The organism is Rathayibacter sp. AY1F2 (genome assembly GCF_002930885.1).
GTDB lineage: Bacteria > Actinomycetota > Actinomycetes > Actinomycetales > Microbacteriaceae > Rathayibacter.
Genome location: NZ_PSVG01000019.1, coordinates 42,702 through 68,318, shown reverse-complemented (window position 1 = coordinate 68,318; position 25,617 = coordinate 42,702). Strand labels below are relative to the sequence as shown.

Genomic DNA, 25,617 nt, shown 5'->3' with positions numbered 1-25,617 from the left:
CTCGGAGGAGCCGGTGGCGCAGCCACTTGAACGGAGCCCGTAGGTAGCTACGACCGCAGCGAAGCGGAGGGAGCCGCCGAAGGCTTCACGGCAAAAAAGGGTGTGAGCCCGTAGGGCGACCAACGGCGCCCGGCGCAGCCGGGCGACCTCCTGGCGGCGCTCCGTCGCCGCTGCGCGAGCGCGGATACGATGCGTGGATGGAGAGGGACCTGTTGTGAAGACCTTCGATGCAAGCGGCCTTGAGCCGCTCTCCGACGCTGAGTTCTGGCCCGTCATCGACGTTCTCGGCGGCAAGCTGTGGCAGAAGACGATCGCCAGCGCCGAGCGAGAGCTCGCGCGGCGAGAGGATCAGCAGATTCTCCGGTGGGCGGAGACGGTAGGGCTGAAGGCGCTACAACTGAACAGTGTCATCGACTTCGGCGGTGATGCCCTGTGGTGCCTCGGAGCGACGATCGGGAAAGGGCAGGCGGTCTTCGAGGCGGTACAGACTGATGCTGACACCTTCGACCCCAGGTGGTGGAACGACAGCTCCCTGAGCGTCCTGTTCATCGGTTCCGGTGCTCTGGAACGCCGGCACGGTCCGCTGATAGTCACTACGTCATTCACACCTACGCACAAGCACCTCATGCACCGCGCCTACCCGGACTCCTTCTGACTGTGGAGTGATTGGCCTCCTCACGGATTCGAGTGACCTGCTTCATTCGCAGCAACTCGCTTGACCAGGGAGGCACCCGCAGGGGGGCAGGGAGTTCCGACGCGATGTGAGGGAGCACAGCGACCACGTGCTGAAAGTCTCGGAGGAGCCGGTGGCGCAGCCACTGTAGCTACGACCGCAGCGAAGCCAGGGAGCCGCCGAACGCTACGGAAAAAAGTTGTGAGCTCGTAGGGCGACCAACGGCGGCCGGCGCAGCCCGGCGACCTCCTGGCGGCGCTCCGTCGCCGCTGCACGAGCGCAGCTCGCGCCCGCTTTGTCATAGTCGGCCCGCCCGCGGCCGCCGATGTCACGATGTGTCCATGAGGGAACGCACGGTGATAGCGGTCGTCACTTCGAGCGTGACGGAAGAACCGGACATCACCCTCGACGGACGTCCCATCGGGGATTTCGTGACCGACGACGATCCGGAGGGTACGGGTGACGTCTTCACGGCCCCCTGGGGCGTGTGGCGTCCGTTCCTCCTCTCGCTTCTCGGAGAAGGACCATCGGTCGTCACGGCCATGCTTCCTGGCCGGATCGCGCTGGCCAGCTGCGCGTCCTGCGGCGACTCCAGCTGCGGCATCCTCTTCAGCGCAGAACTCGTGCGCAGCGACGAGATCGTCCAGTGGAAGGACTCCCGGTGGGAGTCAGAGACTCTTCGACCGCTTCCACCTCCATCAACGCTTCTCGGCCGGCTCAGCCGGCGGCTTGGCTTCGGCGTGACCGATGAGTTCGCCGGATGGTGTCCGAACGGAGAGCTTGTTCGTACCCTCACCTTCGAGAGGGAGCAGTACGACGGCGCAATTCGCGAGGCACTGCGTCTGACGTGACTCGCAGTGACACGAGCGCAGCTCGTGCCTCCCGGAACGGGAATCCCGGGGTGTGTGAGGGGCCCGCCCCTCACGAGCTACCTACCTAGGTATCTAGGTAGGTAGCTCGCAACCGTTCAGCTCGCGGCGGCCGTCTCGGTGGCGGCCGTCTCGGTGGCGGCGGCTCGGGCTGCCTCAACCTCGGCGGCGGTGTGGTGTCCCTGCACGTCGGCGTAGGCGACTTTGTAGGGGCGGGTTCCGTCGTTCCAGTCGAGCGCGACGGTCACGCTCTTGGGGTTCACGCGGGTAACGACGTGCCAGCCGAAGCGGTGCTTGATCATGTCGCCCTTGGCGATCGTGTCGCGGCTGTGGATCGTGACCTGTCCAGCGGCGGCCTGCGCCTCGCGGACGGCGGTCCAGTAGTCGCGCTGGTCTTCGAGCTGCGCGCGCTGGGTGAGCAGCCGCTCCCGCTGGGCGCCGGTGGCGGGGGCGGTTGTCTCGATGTAGCCGCCGCCGAAGTTGTGCGAGCTGCCCTCGATCTTCCGCGTGTAGCCGCGAATGTCGGTGTCGAGGCGGTCGATGCGGCGGGCGACCATTCCGGGCGCGTAGCGGGATTCGGTGGTCCCGGCGGCGACGTCGGCGCGGGCGCGGGCGCGGGTGGCTTCGCGGTCGGCCTCGACGCTGCGGCCCATCGCGTTGTGGGCCTTCTCGATCGCGTTGCGGTGCCGCGTCTCGGAGTGGTGGCCGATCTTGATCGGCTCGCCACCCTCCGGGAGCCGGTCGAATGCGCGGCGCGCGGCCGCGTCGGCGGTATCGGCGTCCGCGGCGCGGCGGTCGGCCTTCGCCTCGAGCGCGTCGACCCGGGCGGCCTGGCGCTCGAGGGTCGCCGCCTCCGCCTCGGCGGTCGAGCGGAACGTCTCTTCGGCTTCGATCGTGACCTCGTGTCCGGCGTCGCGCAGGGCGGTCGCGGCGCGGTTGATGGTCCACCACTTCGGCAGGCGGTCGCGGGACTGCGGGACGTACCAGGCGCCGATGGAGCGACCCCAGCGCCAGCCGGACGCCTTCAGGATCTCGGCGGTGCCGTCCCCGCGGCTGGTGCCCTCGATGATCGTTCCGGCTTCGGGGGTGTGGGTGATGGTGAGCATGTCGGTTCTCCTTCTCGGTACGGGCGTTCAGTTGTCGCGGTAGTCGGCGGGCGTCTCGCTGCGGTCGTGCAGCGCGTACGCGGCCGGGAACAGGTCGAGCGCTCGCGCGACGTCGACCGGCACGACGACGTAGGCGCCGGAGGCCATGTAGCCGACGCGATCCGCGGGCAGTGCCTCCACGGGCTCGAAGTGCTGCAGCGTCACCCCGGGAAGCCCCGCGCGGCCCTCGCGGGTGACCAGGTGCACGGCCGGGGTCTGCTCGGTCACGGGGTCGCGGCCACCGGCGCCGACGATGACCACCTGACGGGCGGTCCGGCTGATGCCCTCCGCCCCGGGTCCGTGGTTCTCGCTCTTGATGACCTCGGTACGGGTGCCGCGCTGCTGACTCATGGTGTGTCTCTCTCTGGCTGATCGTTTTTCTTTGCCTCTCCGGCGGGGAAGACCGTTTGAGTGGAGGCGGCGGAGTGACGCCGATCACGAGCGATGTGAGGGAGCGCAGCGACCGCGTTCGGGATCGGTGGCACGCAGCCGGTGGAGCGAAATAGGTTGAGACCGCGGAGAGGTGAAGAAAACCCGCAAGAACGGGCCGCGCAGCGGCCTCGCCTGGGCGGCGCTCCGTCGCCGCTGCGCGAGGGCACCTCGCGCTCCCGGGACGAGTACTCGTCACTGTCGAAGACGGCCGTCAGTGGGTTCGCGTCGGTGATTGTGGACTGGGGGCGTCCACATGGCACCGATGAGCGTGGGACGGCACCACCTTCTACTGCTGGACGGCGTCGCTGCCGTTGGTAGCACGAGTCGCCTTGGGTCGTTAGGGCGGTCAAGACTTGACGATGCGATGGGTGTCTCTCGTCGGCCCGAGAGCCAGAAGGCTGTCGAAGGCGAGTGTCATGCTCAGGACATGTCAGAGATTGTCTACATGGTGCGTGAGGGCTGGGGCTCCCCGGCTAGGACCGTCGTCGGAAGCAGGGTTGACAGAGAACGAGCGGAGCTGCACGCCGCGCTCGCGCAGGAGGTTTGAGGGGGGAAGGACGTCCATCCGCAATCAACCGAGCCGGTCGACGCGCAAGCTGCCCGTATTTTCATCCGGCTTCCAGAGCGACGAGCTTGGCGCGAAGGCGCTCGAACTGTCGAAGCCTGCCGGAGGGGACTCCGTGCGGGCTGCGGGCTAAAAGGTAATCGGCGGCGCGGTCGGCCATCATCCGTACCTCGGACGAAGTCAAATGACCCGTCGGAATGCCGTTCTGCTTGGCAATTGCGAAACCGGCCACAATCGCCGTGAGTGTGTTGACTTGTCCACCTCGTAAGCGCTTGACCCCGAATCCATCAACGGCGGTCAAGGTGAAGTCACGTAAACGGTCGACTTGCTCGGCAGCGCGCACGGCGTCGGCCGCAAGCTCGCGTCGTCGCTTTGGGTCATCGGTCTGCTCGTGCTCGATGACGAGTGCCCGGATTAGCACCTGCAGCGCTACCCGGAGGCCAAGATCGACGCCGTGTTGCTCGCGCGCTTCGGCCCGCGCCGGGATTACAACCTCTTTCTGAAGACGGATTCCTAGGGTGCGGTCCTCAGGTTTGTGGCTGCGGGAGAGAAATGCGGCGAAGTTGTGCAGGTGCCCGGCCAGCAGAGCAGGTACTGCTCGGCGGGAAGGATCGTCAGGAGCCTGCGAGTCTGGCAGCAGGCCAGCCGGTTGGAGACCCAGGGCGGCGAAGAAAGTCTCCCAATCCCGGCCGAGATCGTCGTGGAGACGGCGGAACAGGACGTCCTCGCCGCGGTCGTCGGCGTCGTCAGCAATGGCGTTGATGATTGGTGAGAGCGAGCGCACAAAGTCGGCAATGGCTCCGTTGTCGACGCGCCCAGCTCCGTGCAGCGCCACCATTTCGTCGATGTCAGCCCGCAGCAGCTCGAGCTGCTGCATGGCGGCAGCTGGATCCTCATCGCGCAAGTCGGCGATGAGCTTGTTGCGCCATTTCGCACGCGCCCAGACAACGAGCGGATCGCCCGGCTCGAGCACGGCCTCCGCCAGTTCGGTTAGCCGTTGTGCCTCGACCACCACCGCAGTCTTCAGCTGCTCGTGGTCGCGCAGGTCGTTCATGCGGAAATTGTCTCGGAGCAACCGGTGGATCTGGATGACCACCCACACGCACATCCGTCGCGCTGCCGGGTTTAACCGTCGAAGCTCGCCGGCACTGGGGATGCGAGGGAGAAGTCTGTCGGCGTGCGCCCGGCCTACGTCGCTCCGGCTGACCTCGTCGACGAAGGCGTTGAGGCTTCCGAGCGGCGATGTGAACGCCTCGACACGCAGGAGCCCAGTGGCCACATCCTTCCCGTTCTGGCGCTCAGTGTCGATGTGCACCCAGGCGAAGCCGCGGTCCGGGGACTCGAGTAGGTGCTTCAGCCAGCGCGAGATCAGGTCCTCCCGAAGAAACTTCTCGCTCGCGCCCTCCCCGGGCCGTCCGTCACCCTCCTGGTCGAGCACGTTGTCATCGAGCACCAGTTTGATGGTTTCGTCCAAGATGCTCAGGGTGGTGGGATTCTCCCCTGGGGCGGGGAGGGTCGCGGTCCGCTCCTCGTCGCGACCCGCGGGCTGGAGCGCCTCCCACGGGAGGGAGAGCGCGCGTTGCACCGCGCGGGCCGTCGTAGCCGACACAAACAGCGCCGGCTGCGAGCGGTAGCACTCCAACACCATGACCGCCCAGATCGCAGCCCGGATCTCCTCCACCAGCGGCTCGTTCAGCTCGTTGTAGCCGACGGTGCGCATCACCTCTCCGAACACAGGGCCCAACGAAGAGAAGAGCACCTCCGCCCCGGTGAGAAACGCGGCCGACTTACGGTTCGGCCGGAAGCGGTTGAGGGTGGCTGCGGCAATCTCGCCCTGGGCAAGCGCGTCGTCTTTCGCAGCGACCCCCCGGCTCAGCTCCTTCAGGGTCAGAGCTTCGAAGCGCTTCACCCATGTGCGTCTCACTTCATTTCCGGGCACGTTGACGCCGGACAGTACAGCCGCGTGGCGTGCGAGACGCTCGGCGGTGGCGGCGCTGCGTCGCTGAAGGGTCGCAGCGGGGGCCTCCACGGGCATCAACCGCATGGTGGAAGAACTCATGGCGTCACTGTAACGAAACGCACGAAGACGGCGAAACATAACAGTTTGAGCGGAATCTCTAGACGCAAGAAAAACCATCAAGTACGGTCGGGGCAAGTCGGTTTCGCCGGCCCCGGATCCGGCGCTCCGGATGGAAGGACGCATCATGGGAAACATTCCCGTCAGCGGCGGCAACCAGCCGGCGAAGCACTTCACGTGGAAGGACGGCGTCAAGACGGTCACCACCGACAACGGCTCCCGGATCGACCGCTACTCGCAGGGAGACGGCAAGCCCGACGGCCCGAACCACGTGCACGAGTGGGAGACCCGCTCAAAGAACGGCAAGCAGACCGGCGGCGGCATCCGCTGGCGCGACGGGCACTGAAATGTCGCGTCGCACCTATCTCCAGACTCACGCCCGGATCGCGTCCGCCAATGCCTCGGCGGCCTCCGATCTGCTCCAGCTCCGGATTCTGGAAGACCGTCAGCGCTTCGCCGAAGGCGTCGCACTCGCCGGCCAGGTCGCCGAGCTGCGTCAGGAGATGTTCGCCGACGGCATCGTCGCGAGCTTCCAGAACCGCACCGCCTTCGCACACCGAAAGGATGCATCATGAGTGAAATTCAGCCCTTCAACCCCCTGGCCGGCTCGCAACTGGGCCTGGGGGACCGCTTCCGCCTCCGCAAGGAGGTCAGCAAGTCCGAGAGCCGCATCCTCGGCGCGGCGCTCCAGGCGCAGGAGGCCGACGTGCAGAAGGAGCTCGCTCACAAGGCGGCGCTGCGCGAACAGGGCCGTGTCTTCGAGCGCTCCGCCAACGGCATCGACCTCGGATCGATGATCTACGATCGCCTCGTCGCCGCCTCGGGGGCCGACGAGGCGAAGGCCGCCTTCCTCGCCAGTAAGGCGATCGCGGGCCGTGACGCCATCGCACGGTTGATCTGAGCGGTCACACGTGTCCGATCTAACCCGCTGGGTAGGTCCGGGCCGCGAGGGCTTCAATGACCTCGCGGCCTGGGCTGACCACCGCCGCCGTCTCCTGCAACAGGACGCGATCGCCGCCCGAACGGCTGCCGAGATCGACTCGGCCTCGGCCGTGTGGGACGCTTCCCGCCACTTTCCCGACAACCCCACCGTCGCATGGCTGCGCAGCCGCTACGCGCGCTGAGTTGGCCGCCGCGACACCCAACGATTTGAGCGACAACGTGAAGCGAATTCCACGCCCCCGCGTCCCCTTCCCCTTCTCTGGCCGGCTGCGTAACCGGGCGGCCCTCCGACCCGGCAACGACGGCGTCGCCTACCTTGTCTCGAATGAGGCACCCCTTGTCGTGGATGATGCACCCCTTGTCTCGAATGGTGCACCGCCGCTTCCTTCGGTTAATCCCCGACTGCTCACAGTGCGTGAGCAGGAGCAGCTACTCGCGTCCGCCGAGCGCCACCGCGCCACCGTCCACACGATCGACAAGACTGCAGCCGATGCCAGCGCGGCCGCTTTCCTTGCGCCGTTCGCCGAGCGGAGCCTGCGCGATGGGCAGGAACTGATTATCGGAATCGCTCGCAAGCAAGCGGAAGAACGCAGGGGTTCCGAACCTCCTGGTTGTGTTCCGCGCAGTCCGGATCCACGATGAGCCGCCCGGTGGTGGTGACCCGCCTGCGAGCCGGCATCTTCCTGGTGCTGATCGCATTAGCCGGACGACGGCTCCTCTGGCCGCTGGTGGTGGCACTGTTCCTGCTGTTCACCTGGATCACCTGGCCGTTGATCCCCATCGCCCTGGGGGTCACCGTGCTGTTAGGGGTACTTGCGTTCATTCTCGAGCTGTTGGGCTGAGAGCCCTGAGGCAAGAAGGAAGGAACGCGCAGGGCGCAGCGGCCTCCCGCCCTGGCATCGCCGGCGCTGCATCCAGCGGCCCCGGGAACGGGTAGAGGAAGAGTGCGATCTGCTGACGGGCGCCGCCGGCAGTGGGTCTAGCGGCTTCGGTCGCCGCGGTCCGGCGCCTGCGCCGGCGTCGTGGTGGGGAAGCTGCGGGTAACGGTCGCTCGTGCTTGCGCGAGGGCCGTGTCGATCAGGGGTTCTCCGAACGCGGTGCGCGACTTGTCGACGTCGAGCGTGCGCGGCTGCCCTTCGGCGGGGGTGCTGTAGCGCCGGTAGCGCATGACCGTCGGTCCGGTGTGGGCCAGCTGCTCGGCGGCGACCTCAGGGAGGGAACGGCCGTCCGGGCCGGCGTAGACGCCGCGGGCGTACTCGCTGGGCATCCATCGGCCGCCGAGCTCGTCGGCGCCGTCGAGGGCGCGTTCGTAGGACTGCTGCCAGCGGCCGGCGATGCGGGACTCCGACAGCTCGAACGGGACTTCCACGTCGATGACCTCGACGCTGTAGCCGACGGATCCGAGTCGCTGCCCCAGCTCGACGGCTTTCTCGGGCGAGGAGAGCACGGTGTCGATCACGACGTTCAGCCCGTCCCGCACCGCTTCATTGCGGACGCGGATCGCGAGCTGGGAGGACTCCTCGTGCACGAGGGAGGCCAGCTCGAGCGGGAAGAACCGCTCCCCCGCCGCCTCGGCGGCGCGGACCTCGGGCGGCATGATCGCGCGGTCGTAGCTGCCGTCCTTGATCGCCTCGGTGAGCAGGGCCCGCTTGAACTCGTCCGCGTCGACGGTGATCCACGCGCCGCGGTCGGCGCCGAGCACATCCGCGAGGACGGTCGACTTCCCGGCCCCGGGCGGGCCGGCGAGGATGATCGCCTTCCGCTCTGCACGGACGTCAGGGAACTCATCGCGGTAGGAGGCGACCAGGCGGTCGTGCAGCTGCCGGCGCGCGGCGCGCGGCCGGTCCACGCCGTCAGGTTCGCGGACGAACCAGTCGCGGTTGTTGACCGTCGCCAGCTCGCTGGCAGGGCTCAGCGGGCCGCCGGCCCGAGCCCACTCACGCACCGTCTCGCGGTGCGCGGCGATCGCTGACGAGTCCTCGCCCGTCACCGACCTTGCTCGCTGTAGCGGATCAGGATCTCGTCGTACATCTCCGCGTCGATCAGGTGCTCACTGAACGCGCGCCCGACGTCCTCGAACTCCCCCGCGTCCGCAGTCGTCCAGTCGAAGCCGTCGCTGGGCGAGCCGGGCCGGTAAGACCAGCGGCCGAGCTCATCGATGGTCTGCTCCCGCGTCAGCTCGCCGGCGTCGTAGCGCTGGGCGATTTCGTACGTGGTGGCGCCGGAGAAGCCGGGGCGCACGTCCGGTACGGCGGCCGCGGACTTCAAGGCGCTGTTGACGGAGGGCTGGGAGATACCGATCAGGCGCGCGAGCTGCGTCTGCGTGGTGTCCTGCGCGGCGCGGCGCAGCTCTCGCAGGTACGACACTCTCGTCACGACCTGGCGGCTGCGCAGCCGGCGAACGGTATCCCCATCGGGCCTCTGAGCGATCGACATAGCAACCACCTCCTATAGAACATTCTATCGGAGAGCCATCCCGGTCGGTGAAGCTGCCCGGGCGTACGACCAGCTCAAGGACGGAGGCCATAGGCGACGCTCTCGAAGTCTGTTACTTACAGACCAACAGACTTTCGGATTTCAGCTTCGGATCCACCAGAAATCTGATCGCTCTTCTCGAGAAGCAGATCGATCGCTACTCGGATGAGGGTGTTCTCGGTGATTCGCTCAGTTCCAGCGGGCCTGGTTCGCGTGAGTCGACGCGCGTGCGCAGTTAGTGCGGTGTACTGGTCGTCTCGAACCCTCGCCTCCTTCCTGGCAAAGGATCGGTAGCCAGCTTCCTCCGCCGCATTCTGCCGAGCTGCCGGAGCGGCGTCCTCCACCCGACGAGTCTTGGACAGCTGAGCGGGCTCCACCGGCTCTGGTGCCGCCGCCGGCGGGGTGGGTGACGGATTCGCCTGCGGTGGCGTGGACAGCATTGCACTGAGGTCCTGACGGGCCATTAGGAGCTCCTCGGGGTCGAGTGCGCCCAGATGGAGGTGAGCTCCAGGGCGACCGCGTTGTAGTCGTAGATCGCGTTGGCGGTTTGTCTGGTGTCGGGGTACTGCGTCACAACGTCTCCGGTCAGCGGAGAATCGCTGATCGATTTGTACTGCCGTATGTGCTGCTTGAAGCGAGGAAGCTTGAGGCTTACATCCACGAGATTGACCCAGTCTTCGAGGAGGTTCGGTACACGCATGTCCACCCTGCCCAGCAGAACTCGGTACGGAATGCCTCGCGGCTCGATGAGCTTGCTGATCGTGTTGCGCGTCGGATCGACAGCAAGGGCTTCTGGAACCATCGGCACGATCGCGAAGTCGGAGACGTCGAGAACGGCACCGAGGATCGCTGTATCAGTCAGGTTGCCTGGTGTGTCTACGAAGACCACGTCGTACGGCAGCTCCCGCAGCCGCGTGAGCGTATTGGGGTCGGTGTTCTCCGCGAAGTCGAAGGGCAGCCGCTCCCCCGCCCGAGCCGCCCACATGGTGGTCGACTGTTGGGGGTCGACGTCGACCACGAGCACTCGCGCGTTCTTTGCGGCGACGGCCGCAAGGTTCATCAGACTTGTCGTCTTCCCGACCCCGCCCTTCTGATTTGCCAGAGACACGATGCGCATGGATGCTCCAATCACTTCCGTAGTTACAGACTACCAAAGTTCGGCCTGGTGTTACTGACTTCGGAAGTCTGTAACTTACGAACTGTGATCGATCGATGTCCTCGACGACCCCAGGTTGCACCCGATCGCCATCAGAGCAGGGCTGGCACATCGAGGGATGCATAGCGCTTGTACCTTCCAGCTCCTGAGTTCGGCTTGCTCCACTGAAGCCCGGCGGCGCGCCAAGCCCTCATGCTGCCGCGATTGGCAGCACCGGCCGGTCACGATGCGCATGGATACTCCAATCACTTCCGTAGTTACAGACTAACAAAGTTCGGCCTGGACTTACTGACTTCGGAAGTCTGTAACTTACAAACTGTAATCGATCGACGTCCTCGACGACCTCAGGTTGCACCCGATCGCCATCAGAGCAGGGCTGGCACATCGAGGGATGCATAGCGCTTGTACCTTCCAGCTCCTAAGTTCGGCTTGCTCCACTGAAGCCCGGCGGCGCGCCAAGCCCTCATGCTGCCGCGATTGGCAGCACCGGCCGGCCACGTCGACTCATAAAGCTACAGAACTACGAAGTCTGTAACTCTGTAGACGAACCCCGTTGATCATCTGTCACACGGAGATCCCACCCGAGAGTCCTACACACAGTGTTTGTTACTCCGGACCTTACAGACTACGTGAGTTGATGAGCTCTTGCACTTACAGAGTCTGTAATCTTGAATCTTCCGAAGTTTGGAACGCGCGCCGCAAATCGGTTAGTGCCCCCGTACGCCTGCAGCTCCGGTCAGTGCGCGAACGCCGTCGCCAGTTCGCCCCAATGGGTTGTGGAGCGTGGGGAGAGTGCGCCGCGCTTCATCGTCCAGACGGGTCCGTTGCGGATCCCGGCGAGCCCGAGTCCGACCGCGGACCGGCCGTGGCGCTTGGTCACGGCGTCGATGGTGGCGCCGAGGCCCTTGGTGTCGAAGGCGGCGCCGAAGACGTCGAGGAAGGCGTGGGAGTCCTTGGGGGAGAGATTGATGAGGATGACGCCGGCTCGAACGTATCGCGCCCCCTCGCGCAGCCGCGGTCGCAGTGTGCCGATCGCGGCCTTGACGATCGCCACCGGGTCGTCGGTGGGGACGGGGAAGCCGGCGAGTGCGCCGGCGGACACGTAGGACGCGTCTGCGAACGGCGACGTCGACGCGAACACGCTCATCGTCTTGGTCACCGACCCCTGCGCGCGGAGCCGGCGGGCGGCGCGCTGCGCGTAGACGGAAAGCACCTGCTCCATGTCCGCGATCGTCGTCAGGGGAGTGGCGAACGAGCGGGAGAAGATCAGCTGGTCCCGGACAGTGCGGGCGGGCTCGAGGGGGATGCAGTCGATGCCTCGCAGCTCGTAGACGGAGCGCTGTAGGACAACCGAGAACTTCTTCCGGATGAGAGCAGGGTCCGCGTCGCGGAGGTCGCGGATCGTGTGGACGGAGAGCTCCGCGCGCCGTTTCCCGGTGCGGCCGGCGACGCCCCACAGCTCGGTGACGTGCTGCGAGGCCATCAGCGCGTCGAGCTGCTCGGGCGTGTACCAGACGGTGTCGCAGACGCCGCCGAGGCGTGGGTGCTTCTTCGCGCCGCTCTTGTTGACGAATTTCGCGAGAGTCTTGCTCGGCCCAAACCCTACGCAGACGGGCAGGGCGATGTTCTTCGCGACGGCGGCGCGCATAGCGCGCCCGATCTTCGCTCGCTCGGCGACGTCGCCGCTTACTCCTAGGAAGCTTTCATCGATTGAGTACACCTCCTGCCAGGCGGAGTACCGACCGAGGAGTTCCATCACGCGGGCGGAGAGCTCGCCGTACAGCTCGTAGTTGCTCGAGCGGGCAATGATCTCCGGGAGGCGGCGGGCGCGGATGAGGGGTTCGATCTGGAACCAGGGCGTGCCGTTCTCGATCCCGAGCTGCTTCGCCTCGTCGGAGCGGGCGACCACGCATCCGTCGTTGTTGGAGAGGACGACCACGGGCCGGCCGTGCAGCTTCGGGTCGAACACTCGCTCGCAGGAGACGTAGAAGCTGTTGACGTCGACCAGGCCGATGCGCTGCTCAGAGCGCACGGTGGAGGTGGTGGAGGCAGACGGTGACGACGCCCCACACCTGGAGGTCGCTGAGTTCGGGGACGAGGATCGGCGGGTACTCGGGGTTCTCGGCGCGCAGGATGACGCCACCGGGGGTGAGCTCGAGTCGTTTGACGGTGAGTTCGCCGTCGAGGATCGCGATGACGACGTTGCCGTGCTTGGGGGAGAGGGAGCGGTCGACCACGAGCTCGTCGCCGTCGCTGATGCCGGCTCCGATCATGCTCTCACCGGAGACGCGGACGATGAAGGTTGAGGTCTTGTCTCGGATCAGGTGGTTGTTGAGGTCGAGGGAGCCGTCGAAGTAGTCCTGCGCGGGGGAGGGGAAGCCGGCAGCGACGGCGTCACCGGCGACGAGGAACGCGAGCGTCACGATATCCTGTGCCGGGATCGCGATGCTCTCGACGATCGTCACGCTCATCGAGCTACCTCCTCCACCGTTCGAACGTATGTTCGATCCAGCCCGAGTGTAAGTCGGAGGGTCCGACAGTGGTCTCGCGAACCGTGATTCCGCGCGGCTACGGGGGAGTGGTCGCGCGCGTCGAGCGTGAAGGAGTTCCGGTTAGGCGTCGTGGATTAGGCGGCAGTCGAGGACCACCAGAGGGAGCCAGGGGCGAGCATGCCGGTGCGTCCCCAGTGGAGGGCTTCTCGGTGATCGCCGCGGCCGGCCGCGTCTCGGGGGTAGAGCGGCCAGACGCGTTCTCCGGCGGAGGGGTCGTCGAAGAGGGGGCGGCTGGTGATGTGCGGGCGTCGAGGGCGTTCTCGTGGTGTGGAGGAGCGGTGGGCGAGTTCGGCTTGCCACCAGGCCCAGACTTCTCGTTCGATGCTGTAACGGTGGGCGCGGTCCTCCAGCAGACCGTCGACGCCGAGTGCTTGTGCTGCGGTGGTGCGTAGGTCGCGGAGGGATCGTCTCCATCCGTCGGCGTGCTTGACGATGAGGCGTTGGCTGCGAAGCCGGGAGAGATTCGTGGCGGCGGTTCGGGCCGTCACTCCCAGCATTCGCGCAACGCTGTCGACGGTCACGGAGGGTTCGCGGCGCAGCAAGACGTAGATCTTCCCGGCGAGGTGTCCGAGGCCTGGGCGGGTGAAGAGATCGTGGCGGGCGTCGGTGAGTTCGTTCTCGAGTAGGTCGAGGATGACGGCTCGCTGTGAGAAGAGCTGGCCCGGGGGGCGGGGGTTATTGAGTGGTTGTGTCCGGAGTGTGCTGGAGCCTGTGGAAAGTGTGCCGGTCAAGCGCCATTCGCTCGCATTGCTGCCGTCGGCGCGGGCGATGAGCTGGACGTAGCCGTCCTCGCGGAGCGTCCGTAGTGCGCTGGCGGCTGTGGTGCGGCCGAGGCCGGAGAGCAGTGCGAGATCGCGGACGGAGGCGGCGACGGTGCGCTTACCGGTGTGGAGGGTGAGGTAGGCGAGGGCGGTGAGGATCGTCCGCTCGGAGGTGGCGCGCTCGGTGCGACCCCATCGGCCCGGGTTCACCCGGAACCGCTCGAGGAGGTCGCCGACGGCCGCGACGATGCCCTCGAGCTCCGTCAGATCGCGGGGCTCCCGCTGGGAGGGCAGCACGGCATGCAGGGCCGCGAACTCGAGCGCCTTCTCCCACTGGCGACCGAGTCGCTCGGCGGCCTCGTCACGCGCTCGAGGGCGGCGGCCACCTCGACCCGTGTTCTTCGTGCGGTAGTGCTCCATACCGGGCGCGGTCTGGGCTGCGTGCTCGACATCGGTCAGCGTCCAGCCCGCGTGAGCGGCAGAGAGCAGACACATGAACGCTGTCCACGACGGGTTCGCGCCACCACCGGCGGTAGCCATATGAGCGGCACCGGCAGCGCTCAGCGCACGATAAGTGCGGTGCTGCAGGACGACGGCTTCCTCAGTCGGCGCGAAGTAGCGGCGGCCCGACGGCGTCGCTTCCAGATCGGCCGCAACCGCGAGCAGCGAAGCCGGCAGCACGACCGGGTCCAGCAGATCCTCGACGCGGCCTCGCAGCAGCGTCGACACGCTGCCATCGCGGTGAGGAGACTGGGGAGGGCGGGCAGCACCCGTGCGCGGGTTGTGCAACATGCCGTGATCCAACGTGCGAAAATTCGCCTTCGCAGCGGTCGCCAACCGATCGACATCAGCTGCGGCAGCACCGCCACGAACAGCGACCCACAGGTGGCGGCCCCCGGTCCCGGAGGACTCGCACACGACGTGAGGAACCTGATGCGCATCGAGCACGGAGGAGAGCGCATCACAGTCATCGACGGCCTGCTCCATCAGGTCGGGATCGACCCCGTGTGAGTCCTTGCCGTCGAAGTCGAAGCAAAGCAGTCGGAAGGCGCCGGCGGCGTCCGCGAGGTAGATCGCCCACGGGGTGCTCGGGGCAACGGCGGAGATCAGGAACGCCGTGGGATAGGCGTTCTCATCCAGGCGTCCATAGGCGTCGCGGCGCATCGTCCGGACAGTGTCGCGCGGGCTCAGTCGACGGGTCAGGGACCACGCGTCGCCGAGCGTCGACGAGCCGTGACGGCGCGCCGAGAGATCCATCCTTGAATCTCTCAACCCGTCGTGTAATCTTTCGGGCATAGAGAAGCCTCCCGCGAGGGTGGTGACTTGATTAGCTCTGAACCCGGGCTTTGGTCGGCAGTGGGTTCTGGGCTACGAAACTTGGTGAGGCCCGCTTCGGCGGGCCTCCTTCGTTTAAGCGGCTGGGATCGGCAGCTCCTCTGCTTGGGGTCGCGGTGCGGCGACGAGGGGGAGCGCACCGTTCATCTGAACGAGCTCACGCAGGAAGGTATCGAGGTAGTAGGCCACGGAGACGCCGCTGGCTGCCGCAGCCGCCTGCACTTCCTCACGGACGTCCGGAGTGACGCGTGCCTGAAGCAGCACGGTGGGAGCATTGTCCGCTCGCTTTGCACGACCCTTGATTGCGCTCATACGAGCAGTCTTCTGAGCGAATGCATGCATTCCGGGGATGTCGCCCGGCGTGTCTACGAACGTTCTGTCGAACGCTGTAGCGACGAACGGCGATTCGACAATCGCTCGAGCAGCATCAGCCCATCGCGTCGCGACACGCCGACGAGTGAAGCTCGTCGTAGTTCGCTGCGAGGGCGTGGGTATGATGCCAGACATGGAGAAGCCTCCCGTGAGGGCTGGTGACTTTGGATGGGACGAACCTCTAGGTCGGCAAACTGTGAGGGTTCGAACTACGTAACTTAGATCGGCCCGCCGCGTCAGCGGCGGGCCGCTTTCTATTAAGCGGCGGAGATGTGCGCCTCCTGGTCGATGTCGAACGTCGGTGCCAGCACGGGCAGGTGCCCGGTGGAGTCGCGGAGCTGCTGAAGCAGAAGTTCGAAGTACAACGAGCGCGAGACGCCCGAGGCCTTCGCTGCGCCGTCGATGTCGTCCTTCAGCACGGGCGGCATCTGAACCTCGACGGGCACGGTGACGGCGCCGTTGCGCGCGCGTCGCTTCTGCTTGATCGGAGCCATGTGTCCAGAGTGGTGACTTAACCCCGGCATTGCGTGCGCCACGCCGCACCCTGGCGGGATCAATCCCGGGATTAAGGACGATCGCTGCAGTGACGCGGACGCGACGGATCGACTAAGGCCGTGAAGGCCTTCAAGCCGCGGCCGGCACGGTCCTCGTCCAACAGCCATGCCGGAACTGTACCAAATAAGGTCTAGCTGTGTTACCGATTTAGGTACACGTTGTCAGCTCAGTGCGCGCCGCCGACCAATCCACTCGCAGATCGAGGCGTCAAATTCGTCCGGCGCGACGTTGTACTCCCAGGCGTGCGGAGCGGGCGGGAGCAGGGCTAGCGCGCTCCGCTCGGCGTTCACGCTCACGAAGGCCCGTGACAACGAGGCAGGCACCTCGCGATCCCCGTCTGAGTGGATGAGGAGGGTCGGAACGGTGAGTCTCGGTCCTCGGATCCAGTCCAGGGCATCGAAGTCGATGGGCCTGGAAAGTCCTACGAGGGTGCTGAGGGGGCGAGTGGAAAGCGCGAACGTCCCAAGCGCACCCACGCCCGATGGCAGATGAGCTCGGCGCGCTCCAGCCCGAATGATCTGCCGCCAGTCGGTGGCGGGTGCGATGAGGACGAGGGCTGCGATGAGGTGGCGGTGTCGAGACCGCTCAGTGAGCTGAAGTGCGATGCCGCCACCGAGGGACCAGCCGAACAGAACGATGCTGTGCGCTCCGTGCTCCACCGCGTAGTTGATCGCAGCATCGACGTCATCCCACTCGGTTTGGCCGAGAGTCGACGACCCGTTTTTCGTTGGTGGTCCATCTCCGTCACCTCGGAACGAAGGAACGAGCGACGTGTAGCCGAGCTTGCGTGCTGCCGGGACTGAGCGCAGCGCGGTGATGCGGGTGGTGCGGATGCCGTGCACGTGGATCGCCCAGGTTGTTTCGCCCTCGCCGCCGGCCGACGGGAAGAGCCACGCCGGACACGGACCTGTTGGCGAGTCAACGTGGATCTCGCGCACGCCCGGGTCGATGTCCTCAGGACGCGCGAAGACGTGCCCGGTCCATCGGCCTTCGTGAGCAGTAGAGAGATCGCCGCCGGTGACTCGAAGAACCTCGCGACGAACGGTCCGCTCGATCGCGTCGTGATGAAGGATCCGGCCGACGAGCGCGTGGCCCTGATCGGAGTCGAACCAGAAGCCGTACTCGCCGTCGTGAAGGGTTTCGGGCGTGGCCTCGAGGGTGAGGGTGTCAGGGGTCGATGCGATGACCCGCATGGTCCTCTTCCGCCCTGGCATCACGACTCGCCGTCCCAGCACGACACCGACGCCGGCCAGCAGAGAGAGCGCCCCTATCGCGGTCCCGACCGCTCCTAGGGCAGTTCTCGCGCCGACACGTCGTGCGCTCATCAGGTCCAGGCCTTCGTGGTCGCGGGGGAGGGGAGCTGTTCCATCACGATGGCCTCGGCCTCTGCCACGTGGCGAGCGTCCGCAGCGGTCAGGCGGCCGCGATGGGCGTTCTCGAAGTCGCGCAGGGCGATCACGAGGTCGTACACGACAGCGATCGCAGATTCGTCTCGAGTGCCGCGTGACCCGTTCGTGGGCGGCATCACTGCGAGCCGGGTGGCAAGCCGGCGCAGTCGCCGCGCATGTCGGCCGAGTCGCACCTCTCGCATGGTCTTCTGCAAGGTGAAGGAGGCGATTCCGGTGACGATGAGGATGACACCGCAGTAGAACAGGAAGTCGAACGCGTTTCGTAGGAGGATGCGGAAGCCCAGATCGATGACCTCGAAGTGGTCGAGGGCCAACACGACGATCTCGTCGATGCACGCGAGGATGACGAGACTGCTGCCGGCGACGAAGAAGCCGTACGAGCGCGCCTGCCTGCGGCGAAGACCCAGCAGGAGCATCGTCGAGATGGCCAGGATCGCCGTCATGTAGATGCTGGCGTAGAGCCAGGTGCTGGTCTGGGTGATGTGCTCGGTGATGAAGATCTTCGAGGTGGGTTCCTTGTCAGTGATGAATACGAACGGCACGGCGAAGGACACGAGCATGGCGCCGAGGATGAGCTTCCGGGTCCAGAATCGCGAGGTGCTGCGGGACTGGAGGAGGGCGGCTCTCATGACCAGCCAGAACGCGGTGGTCGCTAGGACGTTTTGGGCGAGGTTGATGTAGTTCTCACCCCCGAGGAACCGATCCAGCCCGGGGTGGACTCGGGTGAGCAGCGCGAGGGAGCCGACTCCGCTGGCGAGCCAGGACAGCCGGCTTGAGGGCTGGGAGACAGCGGCGGGGATCCGGGCGACGAAGACGACGGCGAGAATCACCAGGGCGATCAGTGCCAGTGCCTGCATCTACCCGAAGACCTCCTCGTCCTCCCGGAAGCGAGGATGCAGGAGCGAGCGGGAGAGAAGGTGCGCGAGGTGCTCTGCTTCACCTTCGAGGATGCGCCGGTCGCCGTCGGCGTTATCGAGGTCCTCCGAGCCGCCGGTCTCCAGGAGACGGCCGCGCACGAGTCCGTTAGTTCCGCGGTACGACGCGAGGGAGGAGTCGTCTCCCAGGACATTGCAGCCGGGGTGGCGAAGGACGATGTGGGCGAGCTCGTGAAGGATGCAGTGCATCTGGTAGAGCCGCGTATCTGTCGAGCGGTAGAGGATCTGGGCCTCGTGGGGAAAGTCGACCCAGAGGGCCGTGAGCGTCTCCCAGTCCGTGTCGTCGATGGCGTCGACGTGGATCGGCTTGCCGTGCAGGTCGGCGACGTGCTCGACGAGCGCATCCAGGGTCCGGTCGTCCTGGAATCGGTTCTGCTCGAACGCATGCGCAGTGCGCGCCTCGACGTCGGCGTGCTCGAACCACAGGGCGTCGTTGCTCTGAGTGACGCTCATGGGTTGGTGCCCTCCTTCGGAGTCCGCTCGATCGAGAGAATCGCCTTGGTGACGGCGGCGAGCTGCTTGGCGTTCATGCCACCCAGCGCTCGGGCGCTGATGGAGGTGGCGCCGGTCGCGAGGAGTGCCCGGTGGAAGCGGATCTCGGCTTCGACGAGCTCGCTGGCTTCGTCTTCACGCCTCGCGGTCAGGTACCCGTAGCTGACACCGAAGAACTCACTGAGACCGACGAGCAGATCGACCGGCAACCGAGTGGAGCCCTCCAGCCCGAGCAACTCGTCCCACTCCTCCGGGTCGAAGCTGATGTCACGGCCGTGGAGCGAACGAACGAGGGCATCGAGAGTGAAGACCGGAGTATCGGCGCTCGTCGGTCCTTCGGCGAGGAACTTCAGTCTCCGAGCGAATTCCCTGCCGTCGATGCGCTCAGCAGTGAGCTCTGCCCCGCCATCCTCCGCTGTCGGGAAGGAGGCGAGCTGCAGCACCTCGTACGGCTCGACTCCGAAGGCTCCGGCGAGCTTCTCGATGTCGTTGGTGGTGAACGGCGCTTCACCTCGGAGGCGGATGTAGAAGTAGTTCGCCGAGATACCTGCGGCGCGGATGAGCTCGGTGTTGGTCAGCCGAGCACGATCACGGAGCGTCTCGACCGCGCGGACCACGCGTCGCGAGAAGTCCGTCGGTCCCGGCGCCGGTCGTCTAGCCACGCAGGAAATGTACCAAAGATGATATAAGCCTATTTCGGTTACCGACTCAGGTTGCAATAGCTACCGAAATCGGTAACTTTGGACGCGTGCTCGCATCTTCGTCTCGGTACTCACCCGTGCTGCTTGCTCTCTGCACCACGCTCCTCATCGGCGGCTGCACCTCCACCCGGTCGGACGATGCAACGCACGAGAGCGAGTCGCCGACAACGACAACGCCTGTCCCGACCACTTCGCCCTCAGCAAGAGAACTCGCGCCCAGCCGACCTAGTCCTGGCGATTCTCAGCCGGCTCCAGAACCAGAAGTAGTGAGCGACACCGTTGCGGTAGCCACGAATGCGGTTGCCACCTTCTGCCGTCCGGCGCTCGACTACCAGACCTGGATCAATGAGTTGTATCCGGTGCTCTCGCAACAGGCGGCCATTGCCTACGAGACGGTCGACCCCGCGAACGTGCCGTGCACGAGCGTCACAGACGAAGCGCGAGTGCGCGACGGTGACGGCGCGCACACGATGCGCGTCTATGTCCCGACGGACGCGGGGGAGTACTCGGTCTACGTCCACCGCCCGAGCGAGACGGCCCCGTGGGCCGTCGATCAGATCACCCCTCCGGGCTCGGAGTAGCCCAGTGCAGAAGGGGGGACTGGGGGTGCTGGCAGCGGTCATGGTGCCGGTGGTGGCGATCGCGATGCTGTTGTGGGTGCTGTTCTTCGGCGGCTCCGCCGCCGCGGCCTGCCTGCCTGGCGGGGGACCGGTCAACGTCTCCGCGATTCCTGCGGATGCGAAGGTCGGTACCTACGGTCACGACCAGCTCGTGAACGCAGCGCTCATCGTCAACGCGGGCGCCGCGAAAGGGCTCGGCGCCGATGGGCAGACGCTCGGCGTGCAGACGGCGATCGGGGAGTCCTCCCTGGTGAACATCAGCTACGGCGACGGTGCGATCAACCCGGATGGGTCGGTCGCTGACTCGATCGGCCTGTTCCAGCAGCAGTCGAGCTGGGGCACCGTCGAGCAGCGCATGGACCCCACGACCTCGGCGGGCTCCTTCTACGACCGCCTCGTGCAGGTCGAGGGCTGGCAGTCGATGGAGCCCTCCATCGCGATCAACAAAGTGCAGCGCAACGCCGACCCGAACCACTACACGAAGTACCGCTCCGACGCCGTGGCGATCATGACCTACCTCAACAGCCTCGGCAGCAGCACGACCGCCCCTACGACGACCACAGCGCCGGTCAGCGTGCCGTCGAAGCCGACCAGCACCGCACCCTCGACGCCGACCCCAGTCGGTGGATGCGTCGCCGTCTCCGGTGACGCGCAGGCACTCGCGGCCGGCTTAGTGACGGCGATGGAGGAGGGCAGGCTGCGCCTGCTCGAGGACCGCTACGCACAGCAGATCCGCGACATGGCCACCGGAACCGCGAAGGAGAACTGTGGCATCGACGTGCGGATCCTCCAGGTCATCACGATCGCCCTCAACACGTTCGGGAAGGTCGGCGTCTCCGACCTCAACCGCCAGTGCACCGGGAGCCTGCTCGGCGCCGGCACCGGCTCCTCCCACTGGATCAACGGCGGCGGCCACGCGGTCGACTTCTTCTCCTTCGACGGCACCGCCACCACCGGCTGCGACACAAACGCTCTCAAGCTCCTCGACGTCCTCGACCCCCAGGTCCCGGCGGGCTCGCGCGCCGGGCAGATCCAGTGCCGCTCGACCAGCTACGAGCACATCACGCAGTTCACCGACGCCCCGAACCACCTGCACTTCGACGTCGGATTCGCGGACGGCCCGCTCACCACGGCCTGACGCCCACCAGCTTCACCGGCGCGTCCGCGGCGGTGATCACCCAGAAATACGAAACGGAGCACATCGTGTCTGTTCTTCTCGCAGCAACCGACATCCTCACCACCGCGGACGCCCTCGGCGCCGTCGTGCCGGACCCGGGCCCCGGTGGCATGCCCCCCGGATTCGAGGCCTTCACGACCGTCATGGGCTGGGCCAAGTGGGTCGGCCTCGGCGTCGCCGTCGTCGGCCTGATCATCCTCGGCGTCACCATGACCGTCTCCGCCCGCCGCGGCGAAGGCGGAGAGATCGGCGGCTGGCTCGGACGCCTCCTCGTCGGCGTGATCATCGTGTCCGCCGCGTTCACGATCGTCGGCTTCCTCATGGGCGCGTAGCACCCCCAGAAACCCAACGGCACCACCAACGAAAGGCACGACGTCATGAGCGACACGGAGCAGCGCAACCCGTTCACCAGTCGAGGATTCATCTTCGGAGCGATCATCTTCGGGATCCTCGCGCTGGCGGCAATCCTCCTCGCCGTCACGTCCCTGGGCGGCGGTGGCGGGCAGAGCCTGCCCGCCACCACCGCGTCGCCTCAGACGTCTTCCACTCCGGAGGTCGACGCGGACGCCGCGAGCGTCTGCGACCTGCCGGGCTACGACGAGAGCGGCACTCTCACCGCCGCCCCCATCACCGAGTGGACCATTGTCGGAACGATGGCCGCCCCCTCGTCGGACACCGCCGGCCCCGGCGTGATCGAGGACGACGGCCTGCGTAGCTGCTATGCCCACACCGTCGAAGGCGCCCTCTTCTCCGTCGCCAACATCTGGGCGATGGGCACGGATGGTCGCCTCTACTCCGCGATCTTCGAGCGCCAGACCGCGCCCGGCCCCGGCCGTGACGCGGCGATCGAGGCCGCGATCGCCCCGAGCAACACCGGTGGGAGCGTGCAGATCGTTGGCTTCCGCGTGAGCTCGTACACCGCGGACGAAGCGACGATCGACATCGCCTTCCGCTCGAACACCAATCAGCTCCTCAGCTTCCCCGCTCCCGTGCAGTGGGTCGACGGCGACTGGAAGTCGGTCCTGACCGACGACGGTCAGCCCCCGTTCCGCCCGTCGGCGTTGCAGAACCTCGGCGGCTATATCCCTTGGGCAGGTACCGAATGACAGTGACCCCACCCGCAGGCGAACCCTGCTCGCCTCTCGACGTTCCGTGCTGGTCCTCGGCCGGCATCGGGGACATCGTCTCGCAAGCATCGAACGACGCCTTGCAGCAGTTCGTGAACAACATCCTGGAGGGCTACGGCAAAGCGATCGTCTCGCTCGGCACCCTCTGGGTGAATGTTCCCTCCCCGGTGACCGTGGTCGACCGGGGAGGCGGCGTTAACGGCGCTGGAACGACACCACCCGCACCGGAGGCATTCGAGACGATCCTCGGCTACGTAACGTGGGTCGCCGCGGGCCTCGCAGTCATGTCGCTGATCATCGCGGGTGTGATGATGAGCACCCGTCGCCGGCACGGCGACGGCGAGGCTCACATGGGCCGTATCGGCGTCATCATCTTCGCTGTCTTCCTGCTCTCCTCCGCCTCCGCGCTCGTGACGGGCTTCCTGCCCCTGGCGCTGCACCTGAACGAGTCCTCGAGCGTCGTCGGCTGGGTGCAAGGACAGCTCGAGTGGTACGCCGGCGGCCTCGCGATCCTCTCGATCCTCGTCGCGGCAGGCCGCATGGTCTGGACGCAGCGCGCGGGCGAGCTGCGAACCCTGGCCCGGTCCGTGCTGACTCTGATCGCCGTCGCCGGAGCAGGCCTCGTCGTGATCCGCCTCGCTACCCAGGCGGGCGATGCGTTCTCCATCTGGATCCTCAACAACTCCACCAACTGCGACGTCACCAACGGTGAGAGCAACTGCTTCGGCACGAACGTCTTCGCGATGATCAGTCTCACCGCGACATCGCCCATCGGCCTCATCGGCCTGTTCCTCCTCGGCATGCTCGCTGTCCTGATGACCTACATCCAGGTCGCGCTGATGATCTTCCGCGGCGCGATGCTCGTCGTTCTCGCGGGCATCTTCCCGATCGCTGCGGCCGTGACGAACACCGAAATCGGGCAGCAGTGGTTCAAGAAGACGATGGCCTGGACCCTCGCCTTCATCCTCTACAAGCCCGCCGCGGCGATCGTCTACGCGATCGCGTTCCGGATGACCGGCACCGACCTGTTCAAGTCGGACGGCACCGGACTGTTCCAGATCGTCACCGGCCTCGCGCTGATGCTCATCGCGCTCGTGGCCCTGCCCGCGCTGATGCGCTTCCTCGTCCCCGCTGTCGCCTCGGTGGGCGGCGGCGGAGGCGGGGCCGGCCTGCTCCTCGGAGCTGCAGCCGCGGGCGGAGCAGCCGAAATCGCTACCGGTGCAATCCGTTCGCGTAGTGGCGGCGACAGCGGCGGAGGCGGCGGCACTCCCGGCGGAGGCGGATTCGGCTCAGCCCCGAGCGGCAGCAACGCCTCCGCAGGCAGCAAGGGGTCACCCGCCGCGATGCCCGCTCCCTCAGGAGCCGGCGGCGGAGCTGCGGCCAGCGGAGGCGCCGCGGCCGGAGGCGGAGCAGCGGCAGCCGGAGGCGGAGCAGCGGCAGCCGGAGGCGGAGCAGCGGCAGCCGGAGGCGGAGCAGCGGCAGCCGGAGGCGGAGCAGCGGCAGCCGGCGGGGGCGCCGCTGCGGCGGCTGGCGGTCCTATCGGAATCGGCGTCATGGCGGCCGGGAAGGCCGCTGAGGGCGCGAAGCACGCAGCAGGAGCGGTCAAGGCCGCCACGGACGACGCCACTGGCGCCAACGAGAGCGGGAACTGATGAGCACCACGACTCCCACGCGCAGCGCTGAGGCGCCGCGAACGTACGGCAACTGGCGTCGCCCGCAGACCGCGGGACTCGGCGGCCTCGGACAGCTCGCCACGGGCGTGCTGTTCGTCGGCATCCTCTCCTCGATCATCGCGTCGATGTTCTCGGGCCTCGGGGCCGCGCTGATCGTCGCCGCGATCTTCGGCGGGATCTTGCTGACGGTTTCGGTGAAGGACAAGCACGGGCAGAGCGCCCTCGGAAGGACGGTGAATCGCGTGAACTGGATGCGCACGAAGGCTAAGGGAGCGAACGTCTACCGTTCCGGCCCTGCGGGCCGGGCGAAGTGGGGCACGTTCCAGCTCCCGGGACTCGCTGCGGCGTCGCAGCTCTCCGAGCACGAGGACTCGCACGGGCGCCGGTTCGCCCTCGTGCACGTCCCCTCGACCAAGCACTACACCGTCGTGATCGCCACGGAGCCGGACGGCGCCGCGCTGGTGGATCAGGAGCAGGTCAACAACCAGGTCGCGGAGTACGGCATCTGGCTCTCCAACCTCGGAGACGAGCCCGGCATCGAGGCCGCCTCCGTCACCGTCGAGACGGCCCCCGACACCGGCACGCGCCTGCGGTCGGAGGTCGAGGGGTCGATGGACCCGGATGCGCCGGAGTTCGCTCGAGCGATGCTCTCGGAGGTCGTGAGCAGCTACCCGGTCGGGTCGGCCACGATCCGCGCCTACGTCGCGATCACCTTCTCCTCTCTCTCCCGCATCGGCGGGAAGCGCCGCAACGCGAAGGAGGTCGCGGCCGACCTCGCCGCCCGCCTGCCTGGCCTGACGACGAGCCTCGCCGCGACAGGGGCCGGCGCTGCACGGCCGCTCGGTGCTCAGGAGCTGTGCGAGGTGATCCGGATCGCCTACGACCCCGCCGCCGCCGTCCTGATCGATGAGGCCCGCGCCTGCGGGGACGTGCCCGAGCTGTCGTGGACGGACGTTGGCCCCGCGGCCGCGGAGTCCCGGTGGGAGTCGTACCGGCATGACGGCGCCGTGTCGACGTCGTGGACGATGACCTCCCCGCCGCGCGGCGTCGTGCAGTCCGGGATCCTCGCGCGCCTGCTCGCGCCGCACCGCGACGTCGCCCGCAAGCGCGTCACCCTGCTGTACCGCCCCATCGACCCGGCCCGCGCCGCGGCGATCGTTGAGGCGGACCTGAACGCGGCGCAGTTCAACAGCTCCGCGTCGACCAAGCCCACCGCCCGCTCGACCCTCTCCACCCGCTCCGCCCAGGCGACCGCGGCGGAAGAGGCGTCCGGTGCTGGCCTGCTCAACTTCGGCCTGATCGTCACCGCGACGACCACTGACGCTGTGCATGAGGCGGACGCGCGCGCGGCGATCGACTCGCTGACCGCCGCGGCGCGTCTTCGGGTGCGGCCGGCGTTCGGGTCGCAGGACACCGTTTTCGCTGCGGGTCTGCCGCTGGGGCTCGTGCTCCCGCGTCACCTGCGCCTGCCCACCGAAGTGAGGGAGTCCCTGTGAGCCTGATCACCCGCCTGTTCTCCTCGAACAGCGACAACGAGCTCGAGCCCGGCGAGGACGTCCTGCCGGACGGAGCGG

General features: G+C 66.9%; 28 protein-coding genes. 13 read left to right on the top strand and 15 right to left on the bottom strand.

What is annotated here, in order from left to right; genetic code table 11:
* Positions 1-214: 214 nt before the first annotated feature.
* Complete coding sequence (locus tag C5C54_RS13795) at positions 215-655, top strand: hypothetical protein (protein WP_104288584.1); 441 nt, start codon at positions 215-217, stop codon at positions 653-655.
* 359 nt (positions 656-1,014) lie between these two features.
* Entirely contained in the window at positions 1,015-1,524 is a 510-nt protein-coding gene (locus C5C54_RS13790; RefSeq protein ID WP_104288583.1) for a hypothetical protein, read from the top strand.
* A 116-nt stretch (positions 1,525-1,640) separates the two neighbouring features.
* Here C5C54_RS13790 and C5C54_RS13785 read toward each other — a convergent pair whose 3' ends face one another.
* The 3 genes from C5C54_RS13785 to C5C54_RS13770 all read right to left on the bottom strand — a co-directional run bounded on the left by C5C54_RS13785 (position 1,641) and on the right by C5C54_RS13770 (position 5,743).
* Complete coding sequence (locus C5C54_RS13785) at positions 1,641-2,648, bottom strand: DUF3560 domain-containing protein (protein ID WP_104288582.1); 1,008 nt, start codon at positions 2,646-2,648, stop codon at positions 1,641-1,643.
* Positions 2,649-2,675: 27 nt separating this feature from the next.
* The gene (locus C5C54_RS13780; RefSeq protein ID WP_104288581.1) at positions 2,676-3,038 is read right to left on the bottom strand and encodes a hypothetical protein; all 363 of its coding nucleotides are present in this window, start codon (positions 3,036-3,038) and stop codon (positions 2,676-2,678) included.
* Between the two features lie 689 nt (positions 3,039-3,727).
* Complete coding sequence (locus C5C54_RS13770) at positions 3,728-5,743, bottom strand: hypothetical protein (protein ID WP_146078843.1); 2,016 nt, start codon at positions 5,741-5,743, stop codon at positions 3,728-3,730.
* A gap of 145 nt (positions 5,744-5,888) precedes the next feature.
* On the opposite strand from C5C54_RS13770, the gene C5C54_RS13765 reads away from it, so the two are divergent.
* From C5C54_RS13765 to C5C54_RS13750, 5 genes are all read left to right on the top strand, one after another.
* Positions 5,889-6,107, top strand: coding sequence for a hypothetical protein (locus C5C54_RS13765; RefSeq protein ID WP_104288578.1), 219 nt, complete (start codon positions 5,889-5,891; stop codon positions 6,105-6,107).
* Position 6,108: 1 nt separating this feature from the next.
* Positions 6,109-6,336, top strand: a complete 228-nt coding sequence (locus C5C54_RS13760) for a hypothetical protein (protein ID WP_104288577.1) — start codon at positions 6,109-6,111, stop codon at positions 6,334-6,336.
* On the top strand, positions 6,333-6,662 hold the full coding sequence (locus C5C54_RS13755) for a hypothetical protein (protein ID WP_104288576.1): 330 nt from the start codon (positions 6,333-6,335) through the stop codon (positions 6,660-6,662). The genes C5C54_RS13760 and C5C54_RS13755 overlap by 4 nt, the downstream gene beginning before the upstream one ends.
* Before the next feature lie 10 nt (positions 6,663-6,672).
* A complete protein-coding gene (locus C5C54_RS17665) occupies positions 6,673-6,885 on the top strand; it encodes a hypothetical protein (RefSeq protein WP_146078842.1) in 213 nt (70 codons plus the stop codon).
* Positions 6,886-7,341: 456 nt separating this feature from the next.
* Positions 7,342-7,545, top strand: coding sequence for a hypothetical protein (locus C5C54_RS13750; RefSeq protein WP_104288575.1), 204 nt, complete (start codon positions 7,342-7,344; stop codon positions 7,543-7,545).
* 137 nt (positions 7,546-7,682) lie between these two features.
* Here C5C54_RS13750 and C5C54_RS13745 read toward each other — a convergent pair whose 3' ends face one another.
* The 12 genes from C5C54_RS13745 to C5C54_RS13685 form a co-directional block, all read right to left on the bottom strand.
* The gene (locus C5C54_RS13745) at positions 7,683-8,693 is read right to left on the bottom strand and encodes a zeta toxin family protein (protein WP_104288574.1); all 1,011 of its coding nucleotides are present in this window, start codon (positions 8,691-8,693) and stop codon (positions 7,683-7,685) included.
* Positions 8,690-9,139 carry a helix-turn-helix domain-containing protein gene (locus C5C54_RS13740; protein ID WP_104288573.1) on the bottom strand — a complete coding sequence of 150 codons (450 nt, stop codon included), beginning with the start codon at positions 9,137-9,139 and terminating at the stop codon, positions 8,690-8,692. The genes C5C54_RS13745 and C5C54_RS13740 overlap by 4 nt, the downstream gene beginning before the upstream one ends.
* A gap of 502 nt (positions 9,140-9,641) precedes the next feature.
* Entirely contained in the window at positions 9,642-10,295 is a 654-nt protein-coding gene (locus C5C54_RS13730) for a ParA family protein (protein ID WP_104288572.1), read from the bottom strand.
* 775 nt (positions 10,296-11,070) lie between these two features.
* Complete coding sequence (locus C5C54_RS13725; RefSeq protein WP_104288571.1) at positions 11,071-12,366, bottom strand: Y-family DNA polymerase; 1,296 nt, start codon at positions 12,364-12,366, stop codon at positions 11,071-11,073.
* Entirely contained in the window at positions 12,356-12,805 is a 450-nt protein-coding gene (locus tag C5C54_RS13720) for a LexA family transcriptional regulator (protein ID WP_104288570.1), read from the bottom strand. Before C5C54_RS13720 ends, C5C54_RS13725 begins: the two co-directional genes overlap by 11 nt.
* Before the next feature lie 155 nt (positions 12,806-12,960).
* Complete coding sequence (locus C5C54_RS13715; protein WP_104288569.1) at positions 12,961-14,904, bottom strand: hypothetical protein; 1,944 nt, start codon at positions 14,902-14,904, stop codon at positions 12,961-12,963.
* Positions 14,905-15,057: 153 nt separating this feature from the next.
* Positions 15,058-15,294, bottom strand: coding sequence for a hypothetical protein (locus tag C5C54_RS13710; protein WP_146078841.1), 237 nt, complete (start codon positions 15,292-15,294; stop codon positions 15,058-15,060).
* A gap of 317 nt (positions 15,295-15,611) precedes the next feature.
* Positions 15,612-15,848 (bottom strand): hypothetical protein, encoded by a 237-nt coding sequence (locus C5C54_RS13705; protein ID WP_104288567.1) that lies wholly within the window; start codon positions 15,846-15,848, stop codon positions 15,612-15,614.
* 222 nt (positions 15,849-16,070) lie between these two features.
* Complete coding sequence (locus C5C54_RS13700) at positions 16,071-17,102, bottom strand: alpha/beta hydrolase (protein ID WP_258063335.1); 1,032 nt, start codon at positions 17,100-17,102, stop codon at positions 16,071-16,073.
* Between the two features lie 131 nt (positions 17,103-17,233).
* On the bottom strand, positions 17,234-18,175 hold the full coding sequence (locus tag C5C54_RS13695) for a hypothetical protein (protein ID WP_104288565.1): 942 nt from the start codon (positions 18,173-18,175) through the stop codon (positions 17,234-17,236).
* Entirely contained in the window at positions 18,176-18,706 is a 531-nt protein-coding gene (locus C5C54_RS13690) for a hypothetical protein (RefSeq protein ID WP_104288564.1), read from the bottom strand.
* Entirely contained in the window at positions 18,703-19,362 is a 660-nt protein-coding gene (locus tag C5C54_RS13685; protein ID WP_104288563.1) for a helix-turn-helix transcriptional regulator, read from the bottom strand. The genes C5C54_RS13690 and C5C54_RS13685 overlap by 4 nt, the downstream gene beginning before the upstream one ends.
* Positions 19,363-19,712: 350 nt before the next feature.
* Between C5C54_RS13685 and C5C54_RS13680 the strand changes: the two genes are divergently transcribed.
* From C5C54_RS13680 to C5C54_RS13655, 6 genes are all read left to right on the top strand, one after another.
* Positions 19,713-20,027, top strand: a complete 315-nt coding sequence (locus C5C54_RS13680; RefSeq protein ID WP_104288562.1) for a hypothetical protein — start codon at positions 19,713-19,715, stop codon at positions 20,025-20,027.
* A 4-nt stretch (positions 20,028-20,031) separates the two neighbouring features.
* Entirely contained in the window at positions 20,032-21,204 is a 1,173-nt protein-coding gene (locus tag C5C54_RS13675) for a hypothetical protein (RefSeq protein ID WP_104288561.1), read from the top strand.
* A 65-nt stretch (positions 21,205-21,269) separates the two neighbouring features.
* Positions 21,270-21,575, top strand: a complete 306-nt coding sequence (locus C5C54_RS13670) for a hypothetical protein (RefSeq protein WP_219812204.1) — start codon at positions 21,270-21,272, stop codon at positions 21,573-21,575.
* Positions 21,576-21,620: 45 nt separating this feature from the next.
* Positions 21,621-22,349, top strand: coding sequence for a hypothetical protein (locus C5C54_RS13665; RefSeq protein WP_104288560.1), 729 nt, complete (start codon positions 21,621-21,623; stop codon positions 22,347-22,349).
* Positions 22,350-22,450: 101 nt separating this feature from the next.
* Positions 22,451-24,022, top strand: coding sequence for a hypothetical protein (locus C5C54_RS13660; protein ID WP_181127899.1), 1,572 nt, complete (start codon positions 22,451-22,453; stop codon positions 24,020-24,022).
* Positions 24,022-25,539 carry an SCO6880 family protein gene (locus C5C54_RS13655; RefSeq protein ID WP_181127898.1) on the top strand — a complete coding sequence of 506 codons (1,518 nt, stop codon included), beginning with the start codon at positions 24,022-24,024 and terminating at the stop codon, positions 25,537-25,539. The genes C5C54_RS13660 and C5C54_RS13655 overlap by 1 nt, the downstream gene beginning before the upstream one ends.
* Positions 25,540-25,617: the final 78 nt, after the last annotated feature.